Origin of the sequence: Nocardia acidivorans NBRC 108247, from assembly GCF_001625085.1 — a bacterium.
GTDB classification, from domain to species: domain Bacteria; phylum Actinomycetota; class Actinomycetes; order Mycobacteriales; family Mycobacteriaceae; genus Nocardia; species Nocardia acidivorans.
Genome location: NZ_BDAW01000009.1, coordinates 172,551 through 197,064 on the forward strand (window position 1 = coordinate 172,551; position 24,514 = coordinate 197,064).

Here is a 24,514-nt window from a genome sequence, read left to right on the forward strand (position 1 = left end):
GCCTATTCTCCGAAATATGACAACCAGCAAAGAGGAAGTTATCGAAGGGCCGGTACACGCACTGGCCCGGAGCGCCTGGCAGTCGATCCTGGTCACCGGCATCCTCTCGGTGGTGCTGGGTATCCTGATCCTGGCCTGGCCGGGGAAAACGCTGCTCGTCGCGGGCGTCCTCTTCGGCGTCTATCTGATTGTTTCCGGTCTCTTCCAACTCATCGCGGCCTTCGGCACGCATTTGAGCGCCGGAATGCGAATTCTGTCGTTCATCAGCGCGATTCTGTCGCTGATTCTGGGTTTCCTCTGCTTCCACGACTGGACCGAGCGCGGTGAGGCCACCGCGGTGCTGCTGCTGGCCATCTGGATCGGTATCAGCTGGATCTTCCGCGGCGTCTCCTCGCTGATCGTCGGCATCTCCGGCGACGGTATGCCGGGGCGCGGCTGGGCGATCTTCTTCGGCATCATGCTGGTGATCGGTGGTGGCTGGCTGATCGCCGCGCCATTCGCCTCACTGCTGACGCTGACCCTGGTGGTGGGCTGGTGGTTGATCTTCATCGGCATTATGGAGATCATCAGCGCGTTCCAGGTCAAGAGCGGTGCCAAGGGCGTGCCCGCGGGCCTGTAGCGACAACCCGATATCCGGCGGTCGCCCTGCGGGGCGACCGCCGGATTCTTGTGTCCGGGAGCACTTCTCAGCGCGGGCGTTTGGGCCGTTTATCCATCAGCCGCAGAATCAGCGGCGTGAAGATGAGCTGCATGGCCAGGTCCATCTTCCCGCCCGGCACCACAATGCTGTTGGGCCGCGACATGAACGAGTCGTGCAGCATCGACAGCAGATACGGGAAGTCGATCACCTTCGGATCGGCGAAGCGGATCACCACGAAACTCTCATCCGCGGTGGGAATCGTCCTGGCGGTGAACGGATTCGAGGTGTCCACGGTCGGCACCCGCTGGAAGTTCACGTAGGTGCGGGAGAACTGCGGGCAGATGTGCTTCACGTAATCCGGCATGCGCCGCAGGATGGTGTCGATGATCGCCTCGCTGGAGTATCCGCGTTCGGTCTTGTCCCGGTGCACCTTCTGAATCCATTCCAGATTGATGATCGGCACCACCCCGACCAGCAGATCGGCGTATTGGGCGACATCTATGCCCTCGGTGGTGGCAGCGCCGTGCAGACCCTCGTAGAACAGCAGATCGCTGCCCGGCGGCAGTTCCTCCCAGGGTGTGAACGTACCGGGCGGCTGCCCATAGGGTTTGGCCTCGCCCTCGTCGTGCAGATAGTGGCGGACCGCCCCGACCCCGGTTTCACCGTAATCGCGGAACAGCGTCTCGAGTTCGCCGAGCAGATTCGCTTCCGGCCCGAAGTGCGAGAATTGCAGATTGCGATTCTGTTCGGCTTCGGCCAGGGCCAACTGCATCTCATTGCGGTCGAACCGATGGAACGAATCCCCTTCCACGATCACCGCGTTGATTCCCTCGCGGCGAAATATCTCCTGAAAGGTTCGCGTGACGCTGGTCGTCCCCGCGCCGGACGAGCCGGTGATCGCGACCACCGGATGTTTGACCGACATGGCACCTCCTCGATTGCCGGACAGCGATTTTCGGGCTCAGCGCCCGGCCGAGCGGAACAGCGAACGCGATCCGAACAGCGAGGCGTCGAAACTGGGCCCCTCATCCGGTTCGGAGTGATAGCGCTCGATGCGCTCGACCTCGTTGCGCGAGCCGAAGATGAACGGAACCGTCTGATGCAGCTCATCCGGCCGCACCTGGAGCACTCGCTCGTGTCCGGTGGTGGCGGCGCCGCCCGCCTGTTCGACGATGAAGGCGATGGGGTTGGCGCCGTAGAGCAGTGACACCCGGCCGGGGCGATTCGGATTCCGGGTGTCCCGGGGATACATGTAGAGCCCGCCGCGGGTCAGGATGTGGAAGGTGTCGGCGACCAGTGAGGCGACCCAGCGCATATTGAAATCCCGCCCGCGCGGGCCTTCGACGCCCTGCAGGCATTCGTGGACGTAGCGGCGCACCGGCCGCTCCCAGAAGCGTTCATTGGCGGCATTGATGGCGAAACCCGAAGTGTCGTCCGGGATTCGCATGCGCGGATGGGTGAGTACGAAGGCGCCCACCTCCCGGTCGAGGGTGAAACCGTCCACGCCGCTGCCGGTGGTCAGGACGAGCATGGTGGCCGGTCCATACAGGGTGAACCCGGCGCACACCTGCTGTACGCCGGGTTGCAGGAAGTCCTCCGATACCGCGGCCCGCCCATCCTCGGGTGCGCGCAGCACGCTGAATATCGTTCCGACGGGCAGGTTCACATCGATATTCGACGACCCGTCCAGCGGATCGAAGGCGAGCAGATACTTCCCGCGCCTGACCTCGGTCGGCACCGCGTGGAAGCCGCTCATCTGCTCGGACACCAGCGCCGAAAGCGGTCCACTCCACTGACTTTCGGCGACCATGATGTCGTGCGCGATGGCATCCATCTTGCGATGCACCGTAATCGGCAGATTGTCCGCCTCATACGCGCCGAGCGACCCCACGATGGCTCCCCTGGTCACCTGATTCGCAATGATCTTGGTGGCGGTGGCGAGCACATTCAGCAGCGCCGAGAACTCCCCGGACGATCCGGGATGCCGATGCTCCTGCTCGATGGTGTAGCGGGTCAGTGTTTTCAGACCTTCGGGCATACCCTGCTCAATTCCTCACGTGGCCGGCACCTCCACTGGGGAGGCGAACACGCTGCTGCCGTAGACGTCGTTGTCGGTCAACGTGATCAGATCGGTGCGGCTCAACGGCCGGTGTAGTTCGACCAGGCGTTTGGCCTGACGCAGGCGGCAGCGGTCGAGCGCGTTGCGCACGCTGCGGGCATTGGCGAAGCGGGGACGGGTCATCCGCAGTTCCAGGTATTCCGAGAACGCGCGGGTGGCGGCGTCGTCGAAATGGAAGTTCTCCTGCGCCACCATGAGTTCGGCGATGGCCAGGAGTTCGTCATGGGTGTAGTCCGGGAATTCGATGTGATGCGCCACGCGTGAGGACAGGCCCGGATTGGCGGAGAAGAAGGTGTCCATGCGGTCGGGATAACCCGCGAAAATGACTACGAGAGAGGTGCGTTCGTTCTCCATCTCCTGCAGCAGGATCTCGATGACCTCCTGCCCGTAGTCGCGCTCGTTCTCGGGACGGAACAGGTAGTACGCCTCATCGATGAACAGCACGCCCCCGGCGGCTTTGGCGAGGGCCTCTTTGGTCTTGGGCGCGGTGTGTCCGATGAACTGGCCGACCAGATCATCGCGGGTCACGGTGTGCACCTTGGGTTTACGGATATAGCCGAGTGAATGCAGCATCTCGGCCATGCGCAGGGCGACGGTGGTCTTACCGGTGCCCGGCCCACCGGTGAAGCTCATATGCATGGTGGGCCGGGTGGCCTGCAGGCCGAAGCGCTGGCGGGCGCGGTCGATGAGCAGCAGTGCCGCGATCTCCCGCACCCGGCGCTTCACATTGGCCAGGCCGATGAGTTCGGCGTCCAGGCGGGCCAGGGTGTCCTCGACATCCTTGCCCGCGATATCGGTGGAGAGGTCCAGCAGCGCGTCATCGGCCAGCCGATCGGCCGCCGCATCCCGCGATGCCGAGGGGTCGGCGGCCGATCCACGCGGCGGCGCGGGGTTCGCGGCCCCGGGCCGATGCATCTGAAACCCGTTGCCCGAGCGGTTGACCGCGGGCGCCCGATCGCCCGGAATCGTGGGATGCGCTGTAGTCACGAGTGGTCCTCCCTATCCGAATTACGTTCAGCCGCCGTAACGTTGGCCGGGACGGTCATCCAGGGCGTACGGGTGGTAGCCGTAGCGCTGACTGCGATCGGCCGCATCGGTGCGTTCCAATCGGAAGCCCGGTTCCTCGGCCGGACGCTGCACCAGGAAGCTCAGCGCGGTGCTCTGCCGCCCGTAGGTGGCGTCGTAGGCGTTGACCCGGACGTAATGGCGCGGGAAGGTCGCCCGGCAGGCATTGATCTCGGCGAGCACGCCGTCGGGCTCGTCGAGATCGAACAGGGGCAGGCCCCACATCTCCCAGTAGACATTGCGCGGGTGCGGATCATCGGTGTATTCGATGGATACCGGCCAATTGTTGAGCAGGGCGTAGCGGACCTGGGCCGCGATCTCCTCATCGCTGAAATCCGGCAGGTGTGCGAAGGTGCCGTGTCGCAGTTGCATTGTGGCTCACCGTCTTTCAGCGTGTCGCGGTTGGAATGGCGTCGGGTGCGTCGGTGGAGGTGTAGTCGAAGGTGACATCACCCCAGGTCTTCAGCGCGACCTCGAGGGGATGATTGGTCTCGGCGGCGCGGCGCAGAATATCCGGCCCCTCCTTGAGCAGATCGCGACCTTCGTTGCGCGCCTTGACGATTACCTCGAGAGCGACGCGATTGGCTTCCGCGCCCGCGGCGATGCCCATGGGATGGCCGATGGTGCCGCCGCCGAATTGCAGGCAGACGTCATCGCCGAACAGATCGAGCAGTTGATGCATCTGCCCGGCGTGAATACCGCCGGAGGCCACCGGCATGACGCCGGGCAGGCTCGCCCAGTCCTGATCGAAGAAGATGCCATTGGCGGGATTCGCGGGAACGTGGTTGTCCCGCAACGTGTCATAGAAACCCTTGACCGTATGCGGGTCGCCCTCCAGCTTGCCGACGACCGTGCCCGCGTGCAGGTGATCGACGCCGATCAACCGGCACCACTTGGCCAGTACCCGGAAGCTCACGCCGTGCGTCTTCTGCCTGGTGTAGGTGGAGTGCCCGGCCCGGTGCAGGTGCAGCAGCATGCCATTGCGCCTGGCCCACTTGGACATCGACTGCATGGCGGTGTAGCCGACCGTCAGATCCATCATGATGATGACGCTGCCGAGCGATTTGGCGAACTCCGCGCGCTCGTACATATCTTCCATATCGGCGGCGGTGACATTGAGGTAATGCCCTTTGAGCTCACCGGTGTCGGCGATCGCGCGGTTGACGCCCTCCATGGCGTACAGGTAGCGATCACGCCAGCGCATGAACGGCTGCGAGTTGATGTTCTCGTCATCCTTGGTGAAATCGAGTCCGCCCCGGCAGGCTTCGTAGACCACGCGGCCGTAGTTGCGGGCCGAGAGACCGAGTTTCGGTTTCACCGTCGCGCCCAGCAGCGGGCGGCCGTATTTATTGAGATATTCCCGTTCCATAACGATTCCGTGCGGCGGACCCTGAAAGGTCTTCACGTATGCAACGGGAATTCGCATGTCCTCCAGGCGTAATGCCGCCAGGGGTTTGAATCCGAATACATTGCCGATTACCGAGGAGGTCAGATTGGTGATCGAACCCTCTTCGAAGAGGTCGAGATCGTATGCCACATAGGCGAAGTACTCGCCCGGGCGGCCCGGCACCTCATCGACGCGGTAGCACTTGGCCTGGTAGCGGCTGTGCGCGGTGAGCCGGTCGGTCCACACGACAGTCCAGGTGGCGGTGGAGGATTCGCCCGCGACGGCGGCCGACGCCTCGATCGGATCGACGCCCTGCTGCGGGGTCACCCGGAAGACCGCCAGGACATCGGTGTCCTTGGGCTCATAATCGGGGTTGTAGTATCCCATCGACGCATACGACTGCACGCCCGGATCCCACCGGCCGCGGGTGCCATCCTGATCATCGGATACGGCCATCATTCCTCCTGCGAACCGGGTTGGGCGACTTGCGATTCCCAGGATGACGGCACTGTTATCGACAAACAATTCGATTGTTTCTCGTCTCCCTCAACCATTTCGTCGTGTTTGCTACCGTTTGACGATGGGTACGGTGAGTGCGGTCCGCATGGAAACGTTTCTCGCGGTGGCCCGGCACAGCAGTATCCGGCGTGCGGCCGCGCAGTTGCACATCACCGAGGCGGCGGCCTCCGCCGCCGTCGCACACATCGAGAAACAGTTGGGCGCCAAACTGATCGCGAAATCCGGTCGCGGTATCGCGCTCACCGAGGCCGGGCGGGTATACGCCGACTACTGCCGCAGCATCCTGGGCCTGATGAAGGAGGCGCACGCGGCGGTGCGCGAGGCCGAGACGGGACGGCTGCGCATCGGGGTGGTGGCGACCGCCGGGGAATACGTGCTGCTGCGGCTGCTGGCCTCGTTCCGCAACCGGTACCCCGATATCGAACTCGGGCTCTCCATCGCGCCCCGCGACGTGCTGTACATCGAATTGACCCACCACGAAACCGATCTCGTGGTCGCGGGACGGCCACCCCGGGAGGCCGGGCTGGTGACGCGGGCGCGGCGGCCGTGCCAGCTGGTGGTGGTGGGCGCGCCCGGGCGCTGGCCGGACGCGGCCGAAGCGACCTGGCTGCTGCGCGGCGCGGGTTCGGGGACCCGCGACACCACCCTGGCGCTCTTCGACCGGCTCCAAATACGCCCTCCCACACTAACTCTCGGCACACACGGCGCGGCACTGGCGGCGGCCCGGGAAGGGCTGGGAATCACGCTGATCCACTCCGATGCCATCGAGGGCGATCTCGCGGATCGGCATCTCGAGGTGCTGCCGATCGAGGGCACACCATTGAACCGGCCCTGGCATGCGGTCACCACCCGCACGCCGACACCGGCGGCGCGGCTGTTCCTCTCACATATCACCGACCCGGAATGCGTGGGCGAGAAGGCCTTTCGCGCGGCGTGATCAGAGGTCGAAGACGCGCCGGGCATTCCCGGCGAGGTACAGCTCCTGCACCTGGACCTCGAGCTCCAATTCGTCCAGTCCCGCGAGCGCTTGCCCGGGCAGGATCATCGGATAGTTGGTCCCGAACAACACCCTGCGGCGGCCACTTCGCGTCTTCATATACGAAACCAGTTCCGCCGGAAGACGTTTCGTCGTGTACGCGGAGGTGTCGATATAGACGTTCTCATGCTTGCGGGCCACCGCGATCATCTCCTCGGTCCACGGATAGCCGATATGACCGCACACGATGGTCAGTTCGGGAAAATCCAGTGCCACCTGATCGATATACGGGATCGGCCGACCCGGTTCCGAGGGCCGCAACGGCCCGGTGTGCCCCACCTGCGTGCAGAACGGCAACCCGGCCTCCACACACGCGGTGTACACCGGATAGAACCGTCGATCGGTCGGCGGCGTCTCCCACAACCAGGGCAGCACCCGCACCCCTTTGAACCCCATCGCGGCACATCGGCGCACCTCCCGCACCGCCTCCATCGGTCGCCGAAGGCCCACGGCCGCAACACCATTGAGCCGATCTGGGGCCTCCCCCACCCATTCGGCCACCTCGTCATTGGAGATCAGCACACCCTCGGGCCCGTGCCACGCCGAGATCAGCGCCCGCTCTATCCCTGCCGCATCCATCACCCCCAGGGTCACCGACAGTGGAATCGCCTCCGTGGGAATGGTTCCGCCGGTCCATCGCCGGAGGGAGGCGAACATATCGTGTTCGAGGAATCGCAGAGTCGGATGCTGGGCCCAGACATCAATCGTCACCGTTGCAGTGTCCACCCGCGCGCCGTCGGCGGAAACCCGAATCCGGGTATACGCCCGCAGCCGTACGCCGAAATACGCCCGCGGTCGCAAGCCCGCGGACGAATTCGGGCCTACTGTGGGGGACAGCGTATTTGGTTCCCCCGGTGAGGTGGTTGGTTATGTCCGATTTCAGCCCCGCGGTTTTCGGGCCTCCAGCCCTGCGCGTCGGTACGGCGGAGCGTGAGCAGGCCGCGGAGGCGCTCGGCAAGCATTTCGCGGCCGGTCGCCTCGATGTGGACGAGTACGACGAGCGGGTGGCCCGCGCCTATGCGGCGAAAACGACCGAGGACCTGTCGGTCCTGTTCACCGATCTCCCCCGGTCCGCGCCCTTGCGCGCGGTTCCCGCAGCACCGCGGCGGTCTCCGCGCGCCTTCGTCCCGGCGGCGATTATCGGGGTGCTCATCGTGGCCGTGGGACTGGCCGCGACCACGCACATCTTCCCCTTCTTCATCGTCCCGCTGTTCTTCTTCCTCTTCCTGCGTTCGCGTCGTGGCTTCGGCCCGTCCTACGGCCACCGGCACTACCGATAGGCGCGCGCGACAATGGCCGATGCGGTGCTGCATCCCGTGGGATACGTGGAATCGACACTGAACGACCCCGGCGAAGCGCCCCGGCAGGGCGATGAGGGCGCCCCCGACTGCGATCTGGTACTCGATCCCGCCTACGCGGCGGCGGTCGACGGGCTGACGGCGGGCGCGCAGGTCATTGTGCTCACCTGGCTGGATCGGGCCGCCAGGGATGTCCTGGCGGTGCATCCGCGCGGTGATGTCACCCGGCCCGCGACGGGTGTGTTCGCCACCCGCTCACCACATCGACCCAATCCGATTGGGCTGCACGTGGTTACGCTGCTCTCGATCGAGGGCACCCGGCTGCGGGTGCGTGATCTCGAGGCATTGAACGGTACGCCCGTCCTGGATATCAAACCTGTGCTGGGCTCGGTCGATCAGCGCTGACCCCGGTGCCGGTGAAGAAGTCGAGGAAGCCGTAGGGCGCGCTGTCGCCCAGGCGCAGGTCCGGGATCTCCCGGGCATCGGCATACGCCGCCGCGCGTCCGCCCTGGTGAATTTCTTCCTCGGCACCGCGGGGCAGTACGCCGCGGGTGCTCGCCTCTCGGTCGCGGTCACGGACCGCTCGGCCTTTCTGGCCTCGGTCGCCGACCGCTGGGAAGCGCTCGACAGCGCGCGGTTCCCCTTCATGAATCAGTTGCGCAGCTGCGCGACCACGACGACCGCGAGCAATTCCGCGCCGGGATCGAGACCGTCCGGTAGGTGGTCGATCACGCCCGGTCAGCGGGGTGGGACACATCACCATTTCATTAGTTAGCCTAATGCAACTATATTGGCGGAGTTCGTTCAATACAGTTCTGGAGGCTCCTGATGGCTGCGGCCCCAACCACCGAGCTCGACACCGGTGACGTCCAGACCATTCGGAGAAGACTCCGGGTGGATCGGGATCACCCGCATTACAAGTGGATCGCCCTGTCGAACACCACCCTGGGCATGTTGATGGTGACCATCAACTCCTCGATCGTGATCATCTCGCTGCCCGCGATCTTCCGCGGCATCGACCTGAATCCCCTCGAACCCGCCAATGTCAGCTATCTGCTGTGGATGCTCATGGGCTTCCTGCTCAGCTCCGCGGTACTGGTCGTGCTGTTCGGACGCCTCGGGGACATGTTCGGACGCGTCAAGATCTACAACCTCGGATTCGTGGTCTTCACCGTCTGCGCGCTGGCGCTCTCCTTCGATCCCTTCACCCACGGGGCCGGGGCTGTCTGGTTGATCGGCTGGCGCGTGATCCAGGGCATCGGCGGCGCCATGCTGATGGCCAATTCCGCGGCGATCCTGACCGATGCCTTCCCCGCGAATCGACGCGGTGTGGCGCTGGGCATCAATCAGGTTGCGGCCGTTGCCGGTTCATTCCTGGGCCTGCTCATCGGCGGCGTGCTGTCGGAGTGGGATTGGAAGGCGATCTTCTGGGTGAGCGTGCCGTTCGGCATTCTCGGCACGGTGTGGTCGTACCGGTCGCTGCACGACAACGGCATGCGCACCCCGGGCTCGCTGGATCTGCCGGGCACCATCACCTTCGCGCTGGGTTTGACCGCGCTGCTCACCGGAATCACCTATGGCATTCAGCCGCACGGTGATTCGAAGACCGGTTGGGACAATCCGTGGGTGCTGGGCGCGGTCTTCGGTGGTCTCGCACTGCTGGCGTTGTTCTGCTACATCGAATCCAAGGTCGCCCAGCCCATGTTCAAGCTGGGGCTGTTCAAGAATCGCGCGTTCGGACTCGGCAATCTGGCCAGCCTGATGGCCTCGGTCGGGCGCGGCGGAATGCAGTTCATGCTGATCATCTGGTTGCAGGGCATCTGGTTGCCGCTGCACGGCTACGACTTCGAGTCCACTCCGCTGTGGGCCGGTATCTACATGCTGCCGTTGACCGTCGGGTTCCTGGTGGCCGGGCCGATCTCGGGCTGGTTGAGCGATAAGTACGGTGCGCGACTGTTCGCGACCGGCGGTCTGCTGCTGGCGGCGGTCACCTTCGTGCTGCTGGTGATCATCCCGGTGGACTTCAACTACTGGCTGTTCGCGCTCATCATCCTGCTCAATGGTTTGGGCACCGGCATTTTCACCTCGCCGAATACCGCGGAGATCATGTCGGCGGTGCCCGCGGCGCAGCGCGGCGTGGCCTCGGGTATGCGAGCCACGCTGATGAACGGCGGTATGGCCCTCTCGATCGGCGTGTTCTTCTCGCTCATGATCGTAGGGCTGTCCGGAACCCTGCCCGGCGCAATGGATTCCGGGCTGCGCGCCCAGGGCGTCTCGCCCGCGGTGGCGGGTCAGATCGCGGATATGCCGCCGGTCGGCAGCCTGTTCGCGACCTTCCTGGGCTACAACCCGTTCAAGGAGCTGCTCGGCCCGAGCGGCACCCTGGACAAGCCCGGCGTCAACAGTGAGGTGCTCACCGGTCAGGAGTTCTTCCCACACCTGATCTCCGACCCGTTCCACTCGGGTCTGGTGGTCGTATTCCTCGCGGCCGCACTTATGATGCTGATCGGTGCGATTGCTTCCTGGTTCGCGGGCAGCGGGAAGGTTCCCGATGAGGTGACCGAGCTCCGCGAAGCCGATCGCGCGGGAATCTGACCCCATGATCGAGGAGGCCACACTGCATCAGCCCACGAGTGTCGCCGATCCCGATCAGCTGACGGAGGCGGCCGAGCTCTACCACAGCATCGGACGCCTGCTCCGGCTGCTGCGCCATTCGGGTGATCTGGGGCAGCTCAGCCCGGGCGCGGCGTCGGCGCTGGCGACCGTCGCGCGCGGCGGTCCCATGCGCCTGAGCGATCTGGCCAATACCGAAAGGGTCAGCGCCCCAACCATGTCCCGCATGGTGACGGGCCTGGAAAAGGGTGGCTATATCGTCCGTGAAGCCGATCCGGAAGACGGTCGCGCCCAGCTCCTGAGCGCCACCGCCCGCGCCCACGATCTGGTCACCGGCCTCACCTCCGCCCGCATCCAGCGCTTCGCCGCCGCCATGAGCAAACTCGACGCCGCGCAGCGCGAGGCCCTCATGGCATCGCTGGGCACCCTGATCGAGGCCCTCGGCCAGGAGTCCACTCCGGCCTGATCGAAGTACCGTTGCCCGGGCGACCACGGTGATCTTCGCGGCGGTCCCCCTGAGTTCGGTGCTGGGCGTGCCCGCGGGAACCCTCGCGGGCCGGCGCGCGGCGTTCATCGTGCCGGGCGTGCTGTCCGCGGCGGTACTGGCGCTGCTCGCCGTATCCCTGCCCGCATTGCCCGCGCATCAAGAACTCGGGTGGTCGACACTGCGCTCCGCAACGAACGGCTCCGGCGTTCGATTCGCCTTGCTCGCAACGTTTCTCATCGTCCTAGCCCAGTTCGGCACCTACACCTATCGATTCTGTTCACCGCCTCATTCCAGGCGACCTTCTGCCTGGGCGCGCTGGCGGGCGGTGTGGTCGTGGACCGCAGCTCGCGCTCGACCGTGCTGGTCTACGGCGGCATCGCCGCATTGCTGGTCGTGGCAACGTGTTTCGGCCGCCCACGAGAACGCTCGCGGACGGCCGACTGACGGAGACCGTGGCTCAGGCGTTGTCGAACGCGTTCCGCAGGGTCTGCAGGTCGATCTTGGTCATGGTCCGCAGGGAAGCGGTGACGGCGGGGACGCGGCCCGGATCGTTCATGAGGGCGGACATTCCGGCGGGGACGATCTGCCAGGACAGGCCGTACTTATCGGTCAGCCAGCCGCAAGGGCCGGGCTCGCCCTCGGCGGTGAAGGCCGCCCACAGGCGATCGACCTCGTCCTGGCCATCCACCACGACCTGGATCGAGGCCGCGTCGGTGAAGGGGTGGCCGGGGCCGCCGTTGAGCAGGGTCAGGGCGTGGCCGGCCAGTTCGAGGGAGATAACGAAGGCGGTGCCGTCGGGGCCGCGGTTGATATCGGTGACCTTCGAATCCGCGATCAGCGAAGTGTAGAAGGTGGCGGCCTCTTCGGCCTGGTTCTCGAACCAGAGGAAGGTGGTGACGGTGGTGCTCATGATGGGCTCCTGGGGTGTTGGTGAGCTGCTTTCACCTACAGGTCGGAGCCAATCACGTTCCTTCGACGTATCCCGGGAGATTTCTCGAGAATCTTCTTTCGCCCCCGATCACTGCCGGTAGGTGGCCAGGAAACGGCCGATCCGCTCGATGATCGCCTCCAGATCATCGGCGTACGGGAGGGTGACGATTCGGAAGTGATCGGGGCGCGGCCAATTGAAGCCGGTGCCCTGCACGATGTGAATCTTCTCCTGGAGCAGCAGATCCAGCACGAACTGCTCGTCATTGTGGATCGGGTACATGTCCAGGTCGATCCGCGGGAAGGCGTAGAGCGCGCCTTTGGCCTTCACACACGACACACCCGGAATGGTGTTGAGCGCCTCCCAGGCGCGATCGCGCTGTTCGCGCAGTCGGCCGCCGGGCAGCGTCAGATCATAGATGCTCTGATGCCCGCCCAGCGCGGCCTGAATCGCCTGCTGCGCGGGCACATTCGCGCAGAGCCGCAGACCCGCGAGCATGGTCAGGCCCTCGAGGTAGTTCTGCGCGTGCTCGATCGGCCCGGACACCACCAGCCATCCGGAGCGGAATCCGGCCGCCCGATACGACTTCGACAGCCCGGAGAAGGTCAGCACCAGCAGATCCGGGGCGAGCGAGGCGGTGGCGGTGTGCGCGAGATCGTCGTAGAGGATCTTGTCGTAGATCTCGTCGGAGAACACCACCAGGTTGTGCCGCCGCGCGACCTCGAGAACCTGGCGCACCACCTCCGGCGAGTACACCGCACCGGTCGGATTGTTCGGATTGATCAGCACGATCGCCCGCGTGCGATCGGTGACCTTGGCTTCGATATCGGCCACATCCGGGAACCAGTCCGCGCCCTCATCGCAGATGTAGTGCACGGGCTTACCGCCATTGAGCGCGGTGGCCGCGGTCCAGAGCGGGAAATCCGGTGCGGGAACGAGTACCTCGTCCCCGTTCTCCAGCAGCGCCGTCATGGCCATCATGATCAATTCGGAGACGCCGTTGCCGAGAAACACCTCTTCGACATCGATCCCGTCCACACCGAGCGTCTGGTAGTACTGCACCACCGCGCGCCGCGCCGAGAGCAGCCCCTTCGAGGAGGAGTAGCCGCTGGAGACCGGCAGATTCCGGACCATGTCCTGCAGCAGTTCCGGCGGCGCCTCGAAGCCGAACGGCAGCGGGTTACCTGTATTGAGCTTCACCACGTGGTGTCCCTCGGCCTCCAGCCGTGCCGCGTGCTCGGCCACCGGTCCGCGGATCTCATACGACACACCGGACAGCTTGCTCGACTGCTTGACCTGCATGGAAGTCCCTTCTGAATGCGGTTGCGGCACACTCTACTTGGAAATTCCAAGTTCGCACTTTGTTTTTCCAAGTTGCACGCTACAGTAGATGAGTGCCCCGCCGAAGCTACGACCACTACTGTGCCGTCAGCCGCGCCCTCGATATCGTCGGCGACCGCTGGAATCTGCTGGTCGTCCGCGAACTGTGTTCCGGCCCTCGCCGCTACAGCGATCTGTTCGCCGACCTGCCCGGCATCAGCACCGACGTCCTCGCCGCTCGACTCAAGGAGTTGGAACGCGACGACATTCTCACCCGCCGCAAGGTCGGCCCGCGCACCGCGACCGCCGTCTACGAATTGACCCCCACCGGTATGGCCCTGCGCCCGGCACTCGAGGCCCTCTCCGCCTGGGGCACCGAACACCTCGGCGAACGCCGCCCCACCGACGCCGTACGCGCGCACTGGTTCGCCCTCCCGCTGGGACGCGCTGTCGCCGAGGTCCTTCCGATCGGCACCGCCACGGTGCATATCGGTGACACGGTCCTGCACTACAACATCACCGCCGCGGGCATCACCCACCACGACGGCCCGGCCCCCGCCTCGGACCTGGAGTTCCACCTGGATCTGGCGACCGCCGCCGAGGTGGCCACGGGAGCGCGCCCGCTCCCGGACCACTCGCCGTCAGCTCTGTAGATACCGCACCAGATGCTCGCGCTCATCCTCGAGTTCGGCGATCTGGCTCTTCACCACATCCCCGATGCTCACGATTCCGACCATGCGCCCGTCCTCGAGTACCGGCAGATGCCTGATTCGATGCTGGGTCATGGTCTCGTTCAACGTCTCCACCCGGTCATCGGGTGAGCAGGTGTGCACCGCCGCCGTCATGATCTCCGCGACCGGCGCGTCGAGCAGATCGGCTCCGATGCCGTGCAGCCGCCGCACAATGTCGCGCTCGGAGGCGATACCGGAGATCAGCACGCCGTCCGGCGACACCACCACCGCGCCGACATTGTGTTCGGCGAGCACTTTCAATAGTTCACGCACGCTCGCATCGGGTGCGATAGTGACCACGCCAGGCCCTTTCCGGCGCAATAGTTCCGAGATTCGCATATGTCCACCGCCATTGGATCGAACCGTCGATGTCTTTCAGGATGGACCGTTGACAAGGCGGTGAACAGCAACGATTTGCGCGCCGATGCCTAACTTGCAGGCAGTGCATCGAGGGCGGCCTCGATGGCACGGTGAAAGGTGGGGTAGGCGTAGATCATTCGGCGCAGGGTCGCGGTCGGGATCTCGGCATGGACTGCCAGAGTCAGGGCGGCGAGAACTTCGCCGCCGTCAGGGCCGACTGACGTCGCACCGACCAGGACGCCGCGGTCGGCATCCTCCACGAGTTTGATGAAACCGGCATTGCCCGCCTTATGGAGCCAGCCGCGGGTGGAGTCCTGCAACTTGGTGAATCCGGTGCGGACATTCAAGCCCTGGGCCCGGGCCTGGGCTTCGGTCAGCCCGACGCCCCCGATCTCGGGATCGGTGAAGGTGACGTGCGGGACGGCGTGATACTGGGCGGTCTCCGAGGAGGTGCCGAGAATGTCGGCGGCGGCGATGCGCGAGTGATACATGGACATGTGCGTGAATGCGCCGTGGCCCACGACATCGCCGATGGCCCAGACCTTGTCGGCCGCGCGCAGGCGGTCGTCGACGGGAATACCGTGAGCGTTCTCGTCCAGGCCGAGGGAACCGATCCCCAATGCCGTCAGGTCGGTCCGGCGGCCGGTCGCGATGAGCAGATGCCGGGCGCGAACCGGATCACCGCTGTCGAGTTCGACGGTGAACTCCGATCCGTCGTGACCGACGGCCGTGCCGTGTCCGCCGCGAACCGCGATACCCTCGGCCTCGAACACCTCGGCCAGCAACTCTCCCGCTTCGGGTTCGTTCTGCGGCACCAGATGACTGGCGATCACGGTGACCTTCGCACCGAACCGCGCGAAGACCTGCGCGAACTCCACGCCCACCGGTCCGCCGCCCATGACGATGAGCGATTCGGGCACCTCGGTGACGGCGACGGCCTCACGATTGGTCCAGTACGGGGTGTCGGCCAGACCGGGCAGCGCCGGAACCTGCGGTGCCGTACCGGGATTCAGCACAATTGCCCGATTCGCGTGGAATACCCGTTCGCCGTCGGCGGTCGCCACGGTCACCTCACCGGCCGCGGTGATCCGGCCCCAGCCGCGGACGAACTGTCCCCCGGCTTTCTCGAACTTCTCCACCGCTGCCGCATCGTCCCAGTTATCGGTGATCTCCTCGCGTACGCGGGCGGCGACAATGCTCCAATCCGGTGTCACCGCAGCCGATCCCGCGAGATCGCCGACCCGCCGCGCCTCGGCCAGCGTCCCGGCCGCGCGCACCATCGCCTTGGTGGGCACGCACGCGTAGTACGGGCACTCACCGCCGACCAACCGCCCGTCCACGCCGACGACGGAGAGTCCGGCGCGCAGCAATCGGGTCGCCAGGTCCTCACCACCCGGACCCATTCCGATGACGACGGCATCCACGACTTCGGCTGGCATAGCTCCTCTTTCGATCGAATCAGCGTTCGGAGGCAATCTCGCTCGACGTTAATGTCCGTTCGTGCGGCGCGACACCCGCCCCGCCGATCCGACCCGGTTCGGTCATACTCGCCACGCCGGTGCGCGCGCCACGACGCGCGCGGAAATCCGGCGATCCTGCCACCAGCACTCATATCGAACACGTACCATCCGGTGCGTGGCCGAAGCGAAGCGTCCCGCCGCGTTGCGGGTTCTCGTTTACAGCAATGACGCCGATACTCGGAGGCAGGTGATGCTGGCTCTGGGTAGACGCCCGCACCCGGAATTGCCTCCCATCGAATACCTCGAGGTGGCCACCGGTCCGATTGTGCTCGAGCATATGGACGCCCATGAGCTCGATGTACTGATCCTCGATGGCGAATCCGCGCCGACCGGGGGCCTGGGCCTGGCCAAACAGCTCAAGGACGAGATCGCGGACTGCCCGCCGATCGTGGTCCTGACCGGCCGCCCGGATGACGCCTGGTTGGCGAACTGGTCGCGCGCCGAGGCCGCGGTCTCGCATCCGCTGGATCCGATCCGGTTGACCGATGCGGTGCTGGGCGTGCTCCGGAATCGTTCCGCCGCCTGATTTCTCGCTCCCCACGACCAGGGGAAACCTCTGTCACGTGACATTCGCGATTCCGTCGAATCGGTCATGAAAGACCGTTCCGAATTCGATCAAACGGAGTCGCGAAACGTCATGTATCTTCTTGCCTGAGTTGTAGGCTGTGCCGTAGCTCACACGAGCGCGGGCAACGGTATCAATGAAGCCGCCGCGTCAGTCCCCCGTTTTCCGCGCCCTCGACGAGTGGTGCCCTGGGTGTGACTGGCCCGGCAGACGACGATGTCAGCCCGCCTCGGCAGCTGCCGTCCGCAAGTGCGTCCAGTTCGCAGGAGGGGTAGTGCTGTTGTGAATATCGAGGTGCCGACGCTTGTCCTCGGCGCGGTGGCCGCCGCGTTCGGGGTGTTCTCCGTTCTCCTTGCGGCCCTGGTCGGGCCCAGCCGCTATAACCGCGCCAAGCTCGAAGCGTATGAGTGCGGTATCGAGCCGACCCCGCACGCCGTCGGCGGCGGGCCGGGAAATGGTGCGGGACAACGCTTCCCGGTGAAGTACTACCTCACCGCCATGTTGTTCATCATCTTCGACATCGAGATCGTCTTCCTCTACCCGTGGGCCGTGCACTTCGATTCGCTCGGACTGTTCGGGCTGGCGGCGATGGCGCTGTTCATCTTCAACGTCTCGGTGGCTTACGCCTACGAGTGGAGGCGGGGCGGGCTCAGCTGGGACTGAGCCGCACACAGGGGATTCCAACCAGAGCGCCCCGCCCGGTGCGGGGCGCTCCGATCCGGGAGATGTAGTTCGACATGGGTCTCGAGGAGAAACTGCCCAGCGGCTTCCTGCTGAGCACGGTGGAAGATTTCGCCGGCTATATGCGCAAGAGTTCGCTGTGGCCGGCCACATTCGGTCTGGCCTGCTGCGCGATCGAGATGATGGCCACGGGCGGCGGGCGATTCGATATCGCCCGCTTCGGTATGGAGGCGTTCCGCGCCTCACCGCGCCAGGCCGATCTGATGATCGTCGCCGGACGGGTGAGCCAGAAGATGGCCCCCGTCCTGCGTCAGGTCTACGACCAGATGACGGAACCGAAATGGGTGCTGGCCATGGGGGTCTGCGCATCCTCGGGCGGCATGTTCAACAATTACGCCGTCGTACAGGGTGTGGATCACGTTGTGCCGGTGGACATCTACCTGCCCGGCTGCCCGCCGCGCCCGGAGATGCTGTTGAACGCGATCCTGAAGCTGCACGAGAAGATTCAGGAGATGCCGCTCGGCGTGAACCGCGAGGAGGCCGTGCGCGCCGCCGAGGCCGCCGCCCTCGCCAGCCCCACCACCATTCAGATGAAGGGGCTGCTGCGATGACCTTCGATGCACCCATCGGTACGGAGAGCCCCCCGGAGGACGCCGTGAAATCGCATGGGGAATCCAATCAGAAGCCCGAACCCGAGCCGGTGGAGGAGCAGCTCGCGGCGGGTGAGATCGAGCCTGGCGCAACGGAATCCGCCGCACCCGCCGATGAGGTGATCGGCGTGCGCAAGGGCATGTTCGGTGTCACCGGCACCGGCGACACCTCCGGCTACGGTCGGCTGGTACGCACGGTCAGCCTGCCCGGCGGCAGCGCTCCCCCGTACGGCGGCTACTTCGACGAGTTGGTCGCGATCCTGCACGATGTGCTCGCGGTGTCGAGCGTCCGCTTCGAGGATGCCATCGAGAAGATCGTGGTCTTCCGGGACGAACTGACCCTGCACGTGCGGCGCGAACACCTGCCCGTGGTGGCGAAGACATTGCGCGACAACGAGAAACTGCGTTTCGAACTCTGCCTGGGCGTGAACGGCGCCCATTTCCCGGAGGACTCCGGCCGCGAATTGCACGCGGTCTACCACCTGAACTCCATCACCCACAATCGCCGGGTGCGCCTGGAGGTGTCGATTCCGGACGCGGATCCGCACATGCCCTCGCTGTATTCGGTGTACCCGACCACGGATTGGCACGAGCGCGAGACCTACGACTTCTTCGGCATCCTGTTCGACGGTCACCCGTCGCTGACCAGGATTTCGATGCCCGATGACTGGCGCGGTCACCCCCAGCGCAAGGATTACCCGCTCGGCGGGATCCCGGTCGAATACAAGGGCGCGCGTATCCCGCCGCCCGACGAGCGGAGGGCGTACAGCTAAATGAACGACACAGATATCCAGTCCCGTCCGGAAACCGCGGAACGACCGGAACGCGTCATCACGGTCGGCGGCAATGACTGGGACGAAATCTCCGCTGCCCTGGACGGGGCCGCCGAGGAACGCATAGTCGTGAATATGGGCCCACAGCACCCCAGTACGCACGGGGTGCTACGGCTGATTCTGGAGATCGAGGGCGAGACGGTCACCGAGGCCAGGTGCGGTATCGGCTACCTGCACACCGGGATCGAGAAGAATCTGGAATACCGCAGCTGGGTGCAGGGCGTCACGTTCGTCACGCGCATGGACTACCTGTCGCCGTTCTTCAATGAGACGGCGTACTGCCTGGGCGTGGAGAAGCTGCTCGGCATCACCGACGATATTCCCGAGCGCGCCAATGTCATTCGCGTCATGCTCATGGAACTCAATCGCATATCCTCGCATCTGGTGGCGCTGGCCACCGGCGGTATGGAATTGGGCGCGCTGACGCCCATGCTGTTCGGATTCCGCGAGCGCGAACTGATTCTCGACGTCTTCGAGAACATCACCGGATTGCGCATGAATCACGCGTATATCCGGCCCGGTGGTGTGTCGCAGGATCTGCCCGACGATGGCGTCGCCAAGGTGCGCGAACTACTCGATCTCATGCCCAAGCGGCTGCGGGATATGGAACTGCTGCTCAATGAGAACCCCATTTGGAAGGCTCGCACCCGCAATGTCGGTGTGCTCGATCTGACCGGCTGTATGGCGCTGGGCGTTACCGGCCCGGTGCTGCGCTCCACCGGTCTGCCGCACGATCTGCGCAAGGCCCAGCCGTATTGCGGTTATGAGACCTACGAATTCGATGTCATGACCGATACCGGCTGCGACTGCTACGGCCGCTACCTCATTCGGGTGAACGAGATGAAGGAATCGCTCAAGATCATCGAGCAATGCCTGGACAAGCTGCGACCGGGCCCGGTCATGGTGGCGGACAAGAAGATCGCCTGGCCGGCCGATCTGCAACTGGGGCCGGACGGTCTGGGCAATTCGCCGGAGCACATCGGCAATATCATGGGCAAGTCGATGGAATCGCTCATCCACCACTTCAAACTCGTCACCGAGGGCCTGCGGGTTCCGCCCGGCCAGGTGTACGTGGCGGTGGAGTCCCCGCGCGGTGAGCTCGGCGTGCACATGGTGAGCGACGGCGGCACTCGGCCGTACCGGGTGCACTACCGCGACCCCTCGTTCACGAATCTGCAAGCGGTGGCGGCAATGTGCGAGGGCGGCCTGGTCGCCGATGTGATCGCCGCGGTGGCCAGTATCGATCCCGTCATGGGCGGAGTGGACCGTTGACAGAGATTCTTCTCAACCTGAGCGTGCGCCCCATCCCGTATCCGCAGCCGGTGCACGACCGGCTCCAGGTGGAGGCCAAGGAGATCATCGCGCGGTATCCGCATCCGCGTTCGGCACTGCTGCCCCTTCTGCACCTCGTGCAATCGGTGGAGAGCTACGTCTCGGGCACCGGTATCGAATTCTGTGCCGAGCAGCTGGGATTGACCGATGCCGAGGTGACCGCGGTCGCCACCTTCTACTCCATGTATCGGCGCGGGCGCACCGGCGACTATCACGTCGGGGTGTGCACCAACACGCTGTGCGCGGTCATGGGCGGCGATGAGATCTACGCGGAACTGAAGCAGCATTTGGGAATCAAGCACGGGGAGACCACAGCCGACGGCGCGGTCACCCTCGAACACATCGAGTGCAATGCCGCCTGCGATTACGCGCCCGTGGTCATGGTCAATTGGGAGTTCTTCGACAACCAGACCCCGGAATCGGCACGGGCCATGGTGGATTCGCTGCGCAAGGGTGATGAGGTGACAGGTACGCGCAGCGGTATTCCGCTGTGCAAGTTCCGCGATACCGCGCGCATTCTCGCCGGCTATCCGGACACGCGCCCCGGCGCCACCGATGGCGCACCCGGCCCCGCGACCCTCGCGGGTCTGCGAGTGGCCGAACAGGATTCGAACGGAGGCGGGAAGTGACCCAGACCCAGGCCGCCCCGCGGGGACTGACCCCGGTGCTCTCCAAATACTGGGCCGAACCCGATTCCTGGACCCTGGCGGCGTATCGCAGCCAGGGCGGGTATCGCGGACTGCCCAAGGCATTGCGCATGCAGCCCGACGAGGTGATCGCGACCGTCAAGGACTCCGGTCTGCGCGGACGCGGTGGCGCGGGCTTCCCGACCGGACTGAAGTGGGGATTCATCCCGCAGGGGCCCGGCCCAGACGGGGTGACCAAACCGCACTACCTGGTGGTCAATGCCGATGAGTCCGAACCCGGTACGTGCAAGGACATTCCGCTCATGCTGGCGAGTCCGCACGCACTCATCGAGGGCGTGATCATCGCCTCGTACGCGATTCGCGCCTCGCACGCCTTCATCTACGTGCGCGGCGAGGTCGTTCCGGTGCTGCGGCGTTTGCAGGCCGCGGTCGAACAGGCTTATGCCGCAGGGTATCTCGGCGACAATATCAAGGGCTCGGGCTACAACCTCGAGGTTATCGTGCACGCCGGTGCGGGCGCGTACATATGCGGTGAGGAGACCGCACTCCTGGATTCGCTGGAGGGTCGTCGCGGTCAGCCGCGGCTGCGCCCGCCATTCCCGGCCGTGGCGGGTCTGTACGCCTGCCCGACCGTGGTCAACAATGTGGAGTCCATCGCCTCGGTCCCGTCGATTCTCGCCAATGGCGTGGATTGGTTCCGGTCCTTCGGCAGTGAGAAGTCCCCGGGCTTCACCCTCTACTCGCTCTCCGGTCACGTGACGCGACCGGGGCAGTATGAGGCGGCCCTGGGAATCACCCTGCGCGAGTTGCTGACTCATGCGGGCGGCGTCCGCGAGGGGCACACCCTCAAGTTCTGGACCCCGGGCGGCTCCTCCACCCCGATCTTCACCGATGAGCATCTGGACGTCCCCCTCGACTACGAGGGTGTCGCCGCCGCCGGATCCATGTTGGGCACCAAGGCCTTGCAGATCTTCGACGACACCACCTGTGTGGTGCGCGCCGTACTGCGCTGGACCGAGTTCTACGCCCACGAATCCTGTGGCAAGTGCACGCCCTGCCGCGAGGGCACCTACTGGCTGGTCCAGCTGCTCGAGCGCCTGGAGAAGGGCACCGGCGACGAGACCGATCTCGACAAGCTGATGGATATCGCCGACAACATCAATGGCAAATCCTTCTGCGCCCTCGGTGACGGTGCGGCGAGCCCGATCTTCTCCTCCCTGAAGTACTTCCGCGACGAGTACGTCGAGCACATCCGCCTCGGCGCATGCCCGTTCGACCCGGCCCGGTCCACCGCCTGGGCTGAAGGAGCGCGATGACAGCCATAGCGAACTCCAATACCAGCGGGGTTACCCCCACCGAAATGGTGAGCGTAATCATCGATGGCACAACGGTTTCCGTGCCCGCGGGCACATTGGTCATCCGGGCCGCCGAGCTGATCGGTGTGCAGATCCCCCGGTTCTGTGATCACCCGCTGCTCGATCCGGTGGGTGCGTGCCGTCAGTGTCTGGTCGAGGTGGAGGGGCAGCGCAAGCCGGTTGCCTCCTGCACCCAGACGGTCAGCGAAGGCATGGTGATCCACACCCAGTTGTCCTCTCCCGCAGCGGAGAAGGCGCAGGAGGGGGTGATGGAGCTGCTGCTCATCAATCATCCCCTGGATTGCCCGGTCTGCGATAAGGGCGGCGAATGCCCGCTGCAGAACCAGGCCATGTCCAGCGGGCGGGCCGAATCGCGGTTCGACGGCGAGAAGCGGACCTATCCCAAGCCGATTCCGCTGTCCTCGGCGATTCTGCTCGATCGGGAGCGCTGCGTGCTGTGCGCGCGGTGCACCCGGTTCTCGCAGCAGGTGGCGGGCGATCCATTCATCGAGTTGATGGATCGCGGTGCGCTGCAACAGGTCGGCATTGCCGCCGGGGAGCCGATGGACTCCTATTTCTCGGGCAATACCGTGCAGATCTGCCCGGTGGGCGCGCTCACCGGCAGCACCTATCGCTTCCGCGCCCGGCCGTTCGACCTGGTGTCCAGCCCGGCGGTGTGCGAACACTGCGCCTCGGGCTGTGCCCAGCGCACCGATCATCGGCGCGGAAAGGTCATGCGCCGCTTGGCCGGTGACGATCCGCAGGTCAATGAGGAGTGGAACTGCGATAAGGGCCGCTTCGCCTTCCAGTACGCCACCGAACGGGATCGGCTCACCACTCCCCTTGTGCGCACCTGGGACGGCACCCTGCAACCCGCTTCGTGGTCCGAGGCCATCGCGCATGCCGCACGGGGGCTGGCCGCGGCGCGCGGGAACGCGGGCGTGCTGGTCGGCGGTCGCGTGACCATGGAGGACGCCTACGCCTACGCCAAGTTCGCGCGCATCGGCCTGGCCACCAATGACATCGACTTCCGCGCTCGCGAGCATTCGGCGGAGGAGGCCGATTTTCTGGCCGCCCGGATCGCCGGGCAGGGCATTACGGTCGACTACGAAGCCTTGGAGCGCGCCCCGATCGTGGTGTTCGCCGGCTTCGAGGCCGAGGAAGAATCGCCGATCGTCTACCTGCGCCTGCGCAAGGCCGCCCGCAAGCACGGCACCGAAATCTATTCGCTCGCGCCGTACACCACCCGCGGCCTCCAGCGCATGAACGGGACACTGCTGCCGACGGCTCCGGGCGCCGAACCGCATCTGCTCGAGGCCATCCGGACGGGTGAAACCGATTCCGTCGCGGTGGCTCCCGGTCATCTGGAGCACATCGCCACCCTGCTGCGCGAACCCGGTGCGCTGATCCTGGTGGGCGAACGACTCGGCGGTATTCCGGGCGGCCTGTCCGCCGCGGCCCGCCTGGCCGATGACACCGGAGCCAAGCTGGCCTGGATTCCGCGCCGCGCGGGCGAGCGCGGAGCTCTCGAGGCGGGCGCACTGCCGGTCCTGCTCCCGGGTGGTCGCCCGGTCGCCGATCCGGTTGCGCGCCACCAGGTTCGCGAAGCCTGGGGCTCGGATGAGCTGCCCATGAAACCGGGCCGCGATACCAGCGCCATCCTGGCCGCCGCGCCCACCCTGGGCGCACTGCTCATCGGCGGTGTCGAGGTCGGCGATATGCCGGATCCGCATGCCGCGCTCACCGCCATCGACGCCGCGAGTTTCGTTGTCAGCCTGGAGCTTCGGGCCAGCGATATCAGCGATCGCGCCGATGTGGTGTTCCCGGTGGCCTCGGCCATGGAGAAGGCGGGCACCTTCCTCACATGGGAGGGCCGCCATCGCCAGTTCGAGGCCGCGCTGCGCGACTCCACCGTGCGCCGCGAATCCGCGCCCATGCCCGAGCATCGTGTCCTGGACGCCATCGCGCACGAGATGGGCGTTCGCCTCGGCCTGCCCGATGTCTCCAGTGCCCGAGCCGAATTGGCGGATCTCGGTACCTGGGACGGACCGGCCGCGGCGACCCCGGTGCACCGGCCGCATCCCCTGCCGCAGCCCACTTCGGGCACGGCGATCCTGTCCGCCTGGCGCATGCTCATCGATCGCGGCAAATTGCAGGACGGCGAACCCAATCTCGCCGGGACCGCCCGCCCGCCGGTGGTGCGGCTCTCGCACGACACCGCCGCCGAAATCGGCGCCACCACCGGCGATCCGGTGACGGTCGGCAATGACCACGGCCATATCACCCTCCCGCTCATCATCACCGAGATGCCGGACCGGGTCGTATGGCTGCCCATGAATTCCCCCGGGGCCGATGTGCTGGTGCAGCTCGGCACCACACCCGGCCACGTCGTGCGCATCCGTCGGGAGGACCACCGTGAGTGACTTGA

At 65.5% G+C, this 24,514-nt stretch carries 25 protein-coding genes; 15 read left to right on the top strand and 10 right to left on the bottom strand.

The window, feature by feature from the left end; all coding sequences use genetic code 11:
* The first annotated feature begins 16 nt into the window (after positions 1-16).
* Positions 17-619, top strand: coding sequence for an HdeD family acid-resistance protein (locus NA10_RS04250; protein ID WP_067563587.1), 603 nt, complete (start codon positions 17-19; stop codon positions 617-619).
* A gap of 67 nt (positions 620-686) precedes the next feature.
* Here NA10_RS04250 and NA10_RS04255 read toward each other — a convergent pair whose 3' ends face one another.
* Genes NA10_RS04255 through NA10_RS04275 form a run of 5 tightly spaced genes read right to left on the bottom strand, consistent with a single transcriptional unit; the run spans position 687 to position 5,667 of the window.
* On the bottom strand, positions 687-1,565 hold the full coding sequence (locus NA10_RS04255) for a phosphoribulokinase (protein ID WP_067563590.1): 879 nt from the start codon (positions 1,563-1,565) through the stop codon (positions 687-689).
* A gap of 36 nt (positions 1,566-1,601) precedes the next feature.
* Entirely contained in the window at positions 1,602-2,678 is a 1,077-nt protein-coding gene (locus tag NA10_RS04260) for a class 1 fructose-bisphosphatase (RefSeq protein WP_067563593.1), read from the bottom strand.
* Between the two features lie 15 nt (positions 2,679-2,693).
* Complete coding sequence (locus NA10_RS04265) at positions 2,694-3,746, bottom strand: AAA family ATPase (protein WP_245677016.1); 1,053 nt, start codon at positions 3,744-3,746, stop codon at positions 2,694-2,696.
* A gap of 27 nt (positions 3,747-3,773) precedes the next feature.
* On the bottom strand, positions 3,774-4,196 hold the full coding sequence (locus NA10_RS04270; protein ID WP_067563597.1) for a ribulose bisphosphate carboxylase small subunit: 423 nt from the start codon (positions 4,194-4,196) through the stop codon (positions 3,774-3,776).
* Positions 4,197-4,212: 16 nt separating this feature from the next.
* Positions 4,213-5,667 (bottom strand): form I ribulose bisphosphate carboxylase large subunit, encoded by a 1,455-nt coding sequence (locus NA10_RS04275; protein WP_084514309.1) that lies wholly within the window; start codon positions 5,665-5,667, stop codon positions 4,213-4,215.
* 124 nt (positions 5,668-5,791) lie between these two features.
* Between NA10_RS04275 and NA10_RS04280 the strand changes: the two genes are divergently transcribed.
* Positions 5,792-6,667: a LysR family transcriptional regulator gene (locus NA10_RS04280; RefSeq protein WP_245677017.1), complete on the top strand. Its 876-nt coding sequence runs from the start codon at positions 5,792-5,794 to the stop codon at positions 6,665-6,667.
* Here the strand turns inward: NA10_RS04280 and NA10_RS04285 are convergent, their stop codons facing one another.
* Positions 6,668-7,477, bottom strand: coding sequence for an amidohydrolase family protein (locus tag NA10_RS04285; protein ID WP_067563947.1), 810 nt, complete (start codon positions 7,475-7,477; stop codon positions 6,668-6,670).
* A 158-nt stretch (positions 7,478-7,635) separates the two neighbouring features.
* Here NA10_RS04285 and NA10_RS04290 point away from each other — a divergent pair, with 158 nt between their 5' ends.
* The 4 genes from NA10_RS04290 (at position 7,636) to NA10_RS04305 (ending at position 11,143) form a co-directional block, all read left to right on the top strand.
* Positions 7,636-8,046, top strand: coding sequence for a DUF1707 SHOCT-like domain-containing protein (locus NA10_RS04290; RefSeq protein ID WP_067563604.1), 411 nt, complete (start codon positions 7,636-7,638; stop codon positions 8,044-8,046).
* 12 nt (positions 8,047-8,058) lie between these two features.
* Positions 8,059-8,469: a tRNA (N6-threonylcarbamoyladenosine(37)-N6)-methyltransferase TrmO gene (gene tsaA, locus NA10_RS04295; RefSeq protein WP_157556038.1), complete on the top strand. Its 411-nt coding sequence runs from the start codon at positions 8,059-8,061 to the stop codon at positions 8,467-8,469.
* Between the two features lie 423 nt (positions 8,470-8,892).
* Complete coding sequence (locus NA10_RS04300) at positions 8,893-10,659, top strand: MFS transporter (RefSeq protein WP_067563607.1); 1,767 nt, start codon at positions 8,893-8,895, stop codon at positions 10,657-10,659.
* Positions 10,660-10,663: 4 nt separating this feature from the next.
* Entirely contained in the window at positions 10,664-11,143 is a 480-nt protein-coding gene (locus NA10_RS04305; RefSeq protein ID WP_067563610.1) for a MarR family winged helix-turn-helix transcriptional regulator, read from the top strand.
* Positions 11,144-11,621: 478 nt separating this feature from the next.
* On the opposite strand, the gene NA10_RS04310 is transcribed toward NA10_RS04305, so the two are convergent.
* The gene (locus NA10_RS04310; protein ID WP_067563613.1) at positions 11,622-12,074 is read right to left on the bottom strand and encodes a VOC family protein; all 453 of its coding nucleotides are present in this window, start codon (positions 12,072-12,074) and stop codon (positions 11,622-11,624) included.
* Positions 12,075-12,182: 108 nt separating this feature from the next.
* Positions 12,183-13,394 (bottom strand): pyridoxal phosphate-dependent aminotransferase, encoded by a 1,212-nt coding sequence (locus NA10_RS04315; protein ID WP_067563614.1) that lies wholly within the window; start codon positions 13,392-13,394, stop codon positions 12,183-12,185.
* Between the two features lie 92 nt (positions 13,395-13,486).
* On the opposite strand from NA10_RS04315, the gene NA10_RS04320 reads away from it, so the two are divergent.
* Positions 13,487-14,065, top strand: a complete 579-nt coding sequence (locus NA10_RS04320; protein ID WP_067563617.1) for a winged helix-turn-helix transcriptional regulator — start codon at positions 13,487-13,489, stop codon at positions 14,063-14,065.
* Here the strand turns inward: NA10_RS04320 and NA10_RS04325 are convergent.
* Together NA10_RS04325 and NA10_RS04330 are read right to left on the bottom strand one after the other, a co-directional pair.
* Positions 14,054-14,482, bottom strand: coding sequence for a CBS domain-containing protein (locus NA10_RS04325; RefSeq protein ID WP_067563618.1), 429 nt, complete (start codon positions 14,480-14,482; stop codon positions 14,054-14,056). The two genes, NA10_RS04320 and NA10_RS04325, sit on opposite strands and share 12 nt — an antisense overlap.
* Before the next feature lie 89 nt (positions 14,483-14,571).
* The gene (locus NA10_RS04330) at positions 14,572-15,942 is read right to left on the bottom strand and encodes a dihydrolipoyl dehydrogenase family protein (protein WP_067563621.1); all 1,371 of its coding nucleotides are present in this window, start codon (positions 15,940-15,942) and stop codon (positions 14,572-14,574) included.
* A 196-nt stretch (positions 15,943-16,138) separates the two neighbouring features.
* On the opposite strand from NA10_RS04330, the gene NA10_RS04335 reads away from it, so the two are divergent.
* The 8 genes from NA10_RS04335 to NA10_RS04370 all read left to right on the top strand — a co-directional run bounded on the left by NA10_RS04335 (position 16,139) and on the right by NA10_RS04370 (position 24,509).
* Positions 16,139-16,549 (top strand): Rv3143 family two-component system response regulator, encoded by a 411-nt coding sequence (locus tag NA10_RS04335; RefSeq protein ID WP_067563624.1) that lies wholly within the window; start codon positions 16,139-16,141, stop codon positions 16,547-16,549.
* Between the two features lie 321 nt (positions 16,550-16,870).
* On the top strand, positions 16,871-17,251 hold the full coding sequence (locus tag NA10_RS04340) for an NADH-quinone oxidoreductase subunit A (RefSeq protein ID WP_067563625.1): 381 nt from the start codon (positions 16,871-16,873) through the stop codon (positions 17,249-17,251).
* Positions 17,252-17,325: 74 nt separating this feature from the next.
* Positions 17,326-17,880: a NuoB/complex I 20 kDa subunit family protein gene (locus NA10_RS04345; protein WP_067563628.1), complete on the top strand. Its 555-nt coding sequence runs from the start codon at positions 17,326-17,328 to the stop codon at positions 17,878-17,880.
* On the top strand, positions 17,877-18,692 hold the full coding sequence (locus NA10_RS04350) for an NADH-quinone oxidoreductase subunit C (protein ID WP_084514287.1): 816 nt from the start codon (positions 17,877-17,879) through the stop codon (positions 18,690-18,692). Before NA10_RS04345 ends, NA10_RS04350 begins: the two co-directional genes overlap by 4 nt.
* Positions 18,693-20,024 (top strand): NADH dehydrogenase (quinone) subunit D, encoded by a 1,332-nt coding sequence (nuoD, locus tag NA10_RS04355; protein ID WP_067563630.1) that lies wholly within the window; start codon positions 18,693-18,695, stop codon positions 20,022-20,024.
* Complete coding sequence (gene nuoE, locus NA10_RS04360; RefSeq protein WP_067563632.1) at positions 20,021-20,713, top strand: NADH-quinone oxidoreductase subunit NuoE; 693 nt, start codon at positions 20,021-20,023, stop codon at positions 20,711-20,713. The genes nuoD and nuoE overlap by 4 nt, the downstream gene beginning before the upstream one ends.
* Positions 20,710-22,047, top strand: coding sequence for an NADH-quinone oxidoreductase subunit NuoF (gene nuoF, locus NA10_RS04365; RefSeq protein ID WP_067563635.1), 1,338 nt, complete (start codon positions 20,710-20,712; stop codon positions 22,045-22,047). The genes nuoE and nuoF overlap by 4 nt, the downstream gene beginning before the upstream one ends.
* Complete coding sequence (locus tag NA10_RS04370; RefSeq protein WP_084514288.1) at positions 22,044-24,509, top strand: NADH-quinone oxidoreductase subunit G; 2,466 nt, start codon at positions 22,044-22,046, stop codon at positions 24,507-24,509. The genes nuoF and NA10_RS04370 overlap by 4 nt, the downstream gene beginning before the upstream one ends.
* Positions 24,510-24,514: the final 5 nt, after the last annotated feature.

Excerpts from the sequence above, each read along its gene's own strand:
- NA10_RS04370 (WP_084514288.1), top strand. The coding sequence starts at position 22,044 with ATGACAGCCATAGCGAACTCCAATACCAGCGGGGTTACCCCCACCGAA.
- NA10_RS04325 (WP_067563618.1), bottom strand. The coding sequence starts at position 14,482 with ATGCGAATCTCGGAACTATTGCGCCGGAAAGGGCCTGGCGTGGTCACT.
- NA10_RS04350 (WP_084514287.1), top strand. The coding sequence starts at position 17,877 with ATGACCTTCGATGCACCCATCGGTACGGAGAGCCCCCCGGAGGACGCC.
- NA10_RS04345 (WP_067563628.1), top strand. The coding sequence starts at position 17,326 with ATGGGTCTCGAGGAGAAACTGCCCAGCGGCTTCCTGCTGAGCACGGTG.
- NA10_RS04260 (WP_067563593.1), bottom strand. The coding sequence starts at position 2,678 with ATGCCCGAAGGTCTGAAAACACTGACCCGCTACACCATCGAGCAGGAG.
- NA10_RS04270 (WP_067563597.1), bottom strand. The coding sequence starts at position 4,196 with ATGCAACTGCGACACGGCACCTTCGCACACCTGCCGGATTTCAGCGAT.
- NA10_RS04290 (WP_067563604.1), top strand. The coding sequence starts at position 7,636 with ATGTCCGATTTCAGCCCCGCGGTTTTCGGGCCTCCAGCCCTGCGCGTC.
- NA10_RS04305 (WP_067563610.1), top strand. The coding sequence starts at position 10,664 with ATGATCGAGGAGGCCACACTGCATCAGCCCACGAGTGTCGCCGATCCC.
- NA10_RS04310 (WP_067563613.1), bottom strand. The coding sequence starts at position 12,074 with ATGAGCACCACCGTCACCACCTTCCTCTGGTTCGAGAACCAGGCCGAA.
- NA10_RS04255 (WP_067563590.1), bottom strand. The coding sequence starts at position 1,565 with ATGTCGGTCAAACATCCGGTGGTCGCGATCACCGGCTCGTCCGGCGCG.
- NA10_RS04280 (WP_245677017.1), top strand. The coding sequence starts at position 5,792 with ATGGGTACGGTGAGTGCGGTCCGCATGGAAACGTTTCTCGCGGTGGCC.
- NA10_RS04250 (WP_067563587.1), top strand. The coding sequence starts at position 17 with ATGACAACCAGCAAAGAGGAAGTTATCGAAGGGCCGGTACACGCACTG.
- NA10_RS04330 (WP_067563621.1), bottom strand. The coding sequence starts at position 15,942 with ATGCCAGCCGAAGTCGTGGATGCCGTCGTCATCGGAATGGGTCCGGGT.
- nuoD (WP_067563630.1), top strand. The coding sequence starts at position 18,693 with ATGAACGACACAGATATCCAGTCCCGTCCGGAAACCGCGGAACGACCG.
- NA10_RS04275 (WP_084514309.1), bottom strand. The coding sequence starts at position 5,667 with ATGGCCGTATCCGATGATCAGGATGGCACCCGCGGCCGGTGGGATCCG.
- tsaA (WP_157556038.1), top strand. The coding sequence starts at position 8,059 with ATGGCCGATGCGGTGCTGCATCCCGTGGGATACGTGGAATCGACACTG.
- NA10_RS04300 (WP_067563607.1), top strand. The coding sequence starts at position 8,893 with ATGGCTGCGGCCCCAACCACCGAGCTCGACACCGGTGACGTCCAGACC.
- NA10_RS04315 (WP_067563614.1), bottom strand. The coding sequence starts at position 13,394 with ATGCAGGTCAAGCAGTCGAGCAAGCTGTCCGGTGTGTCGTATGAGATC.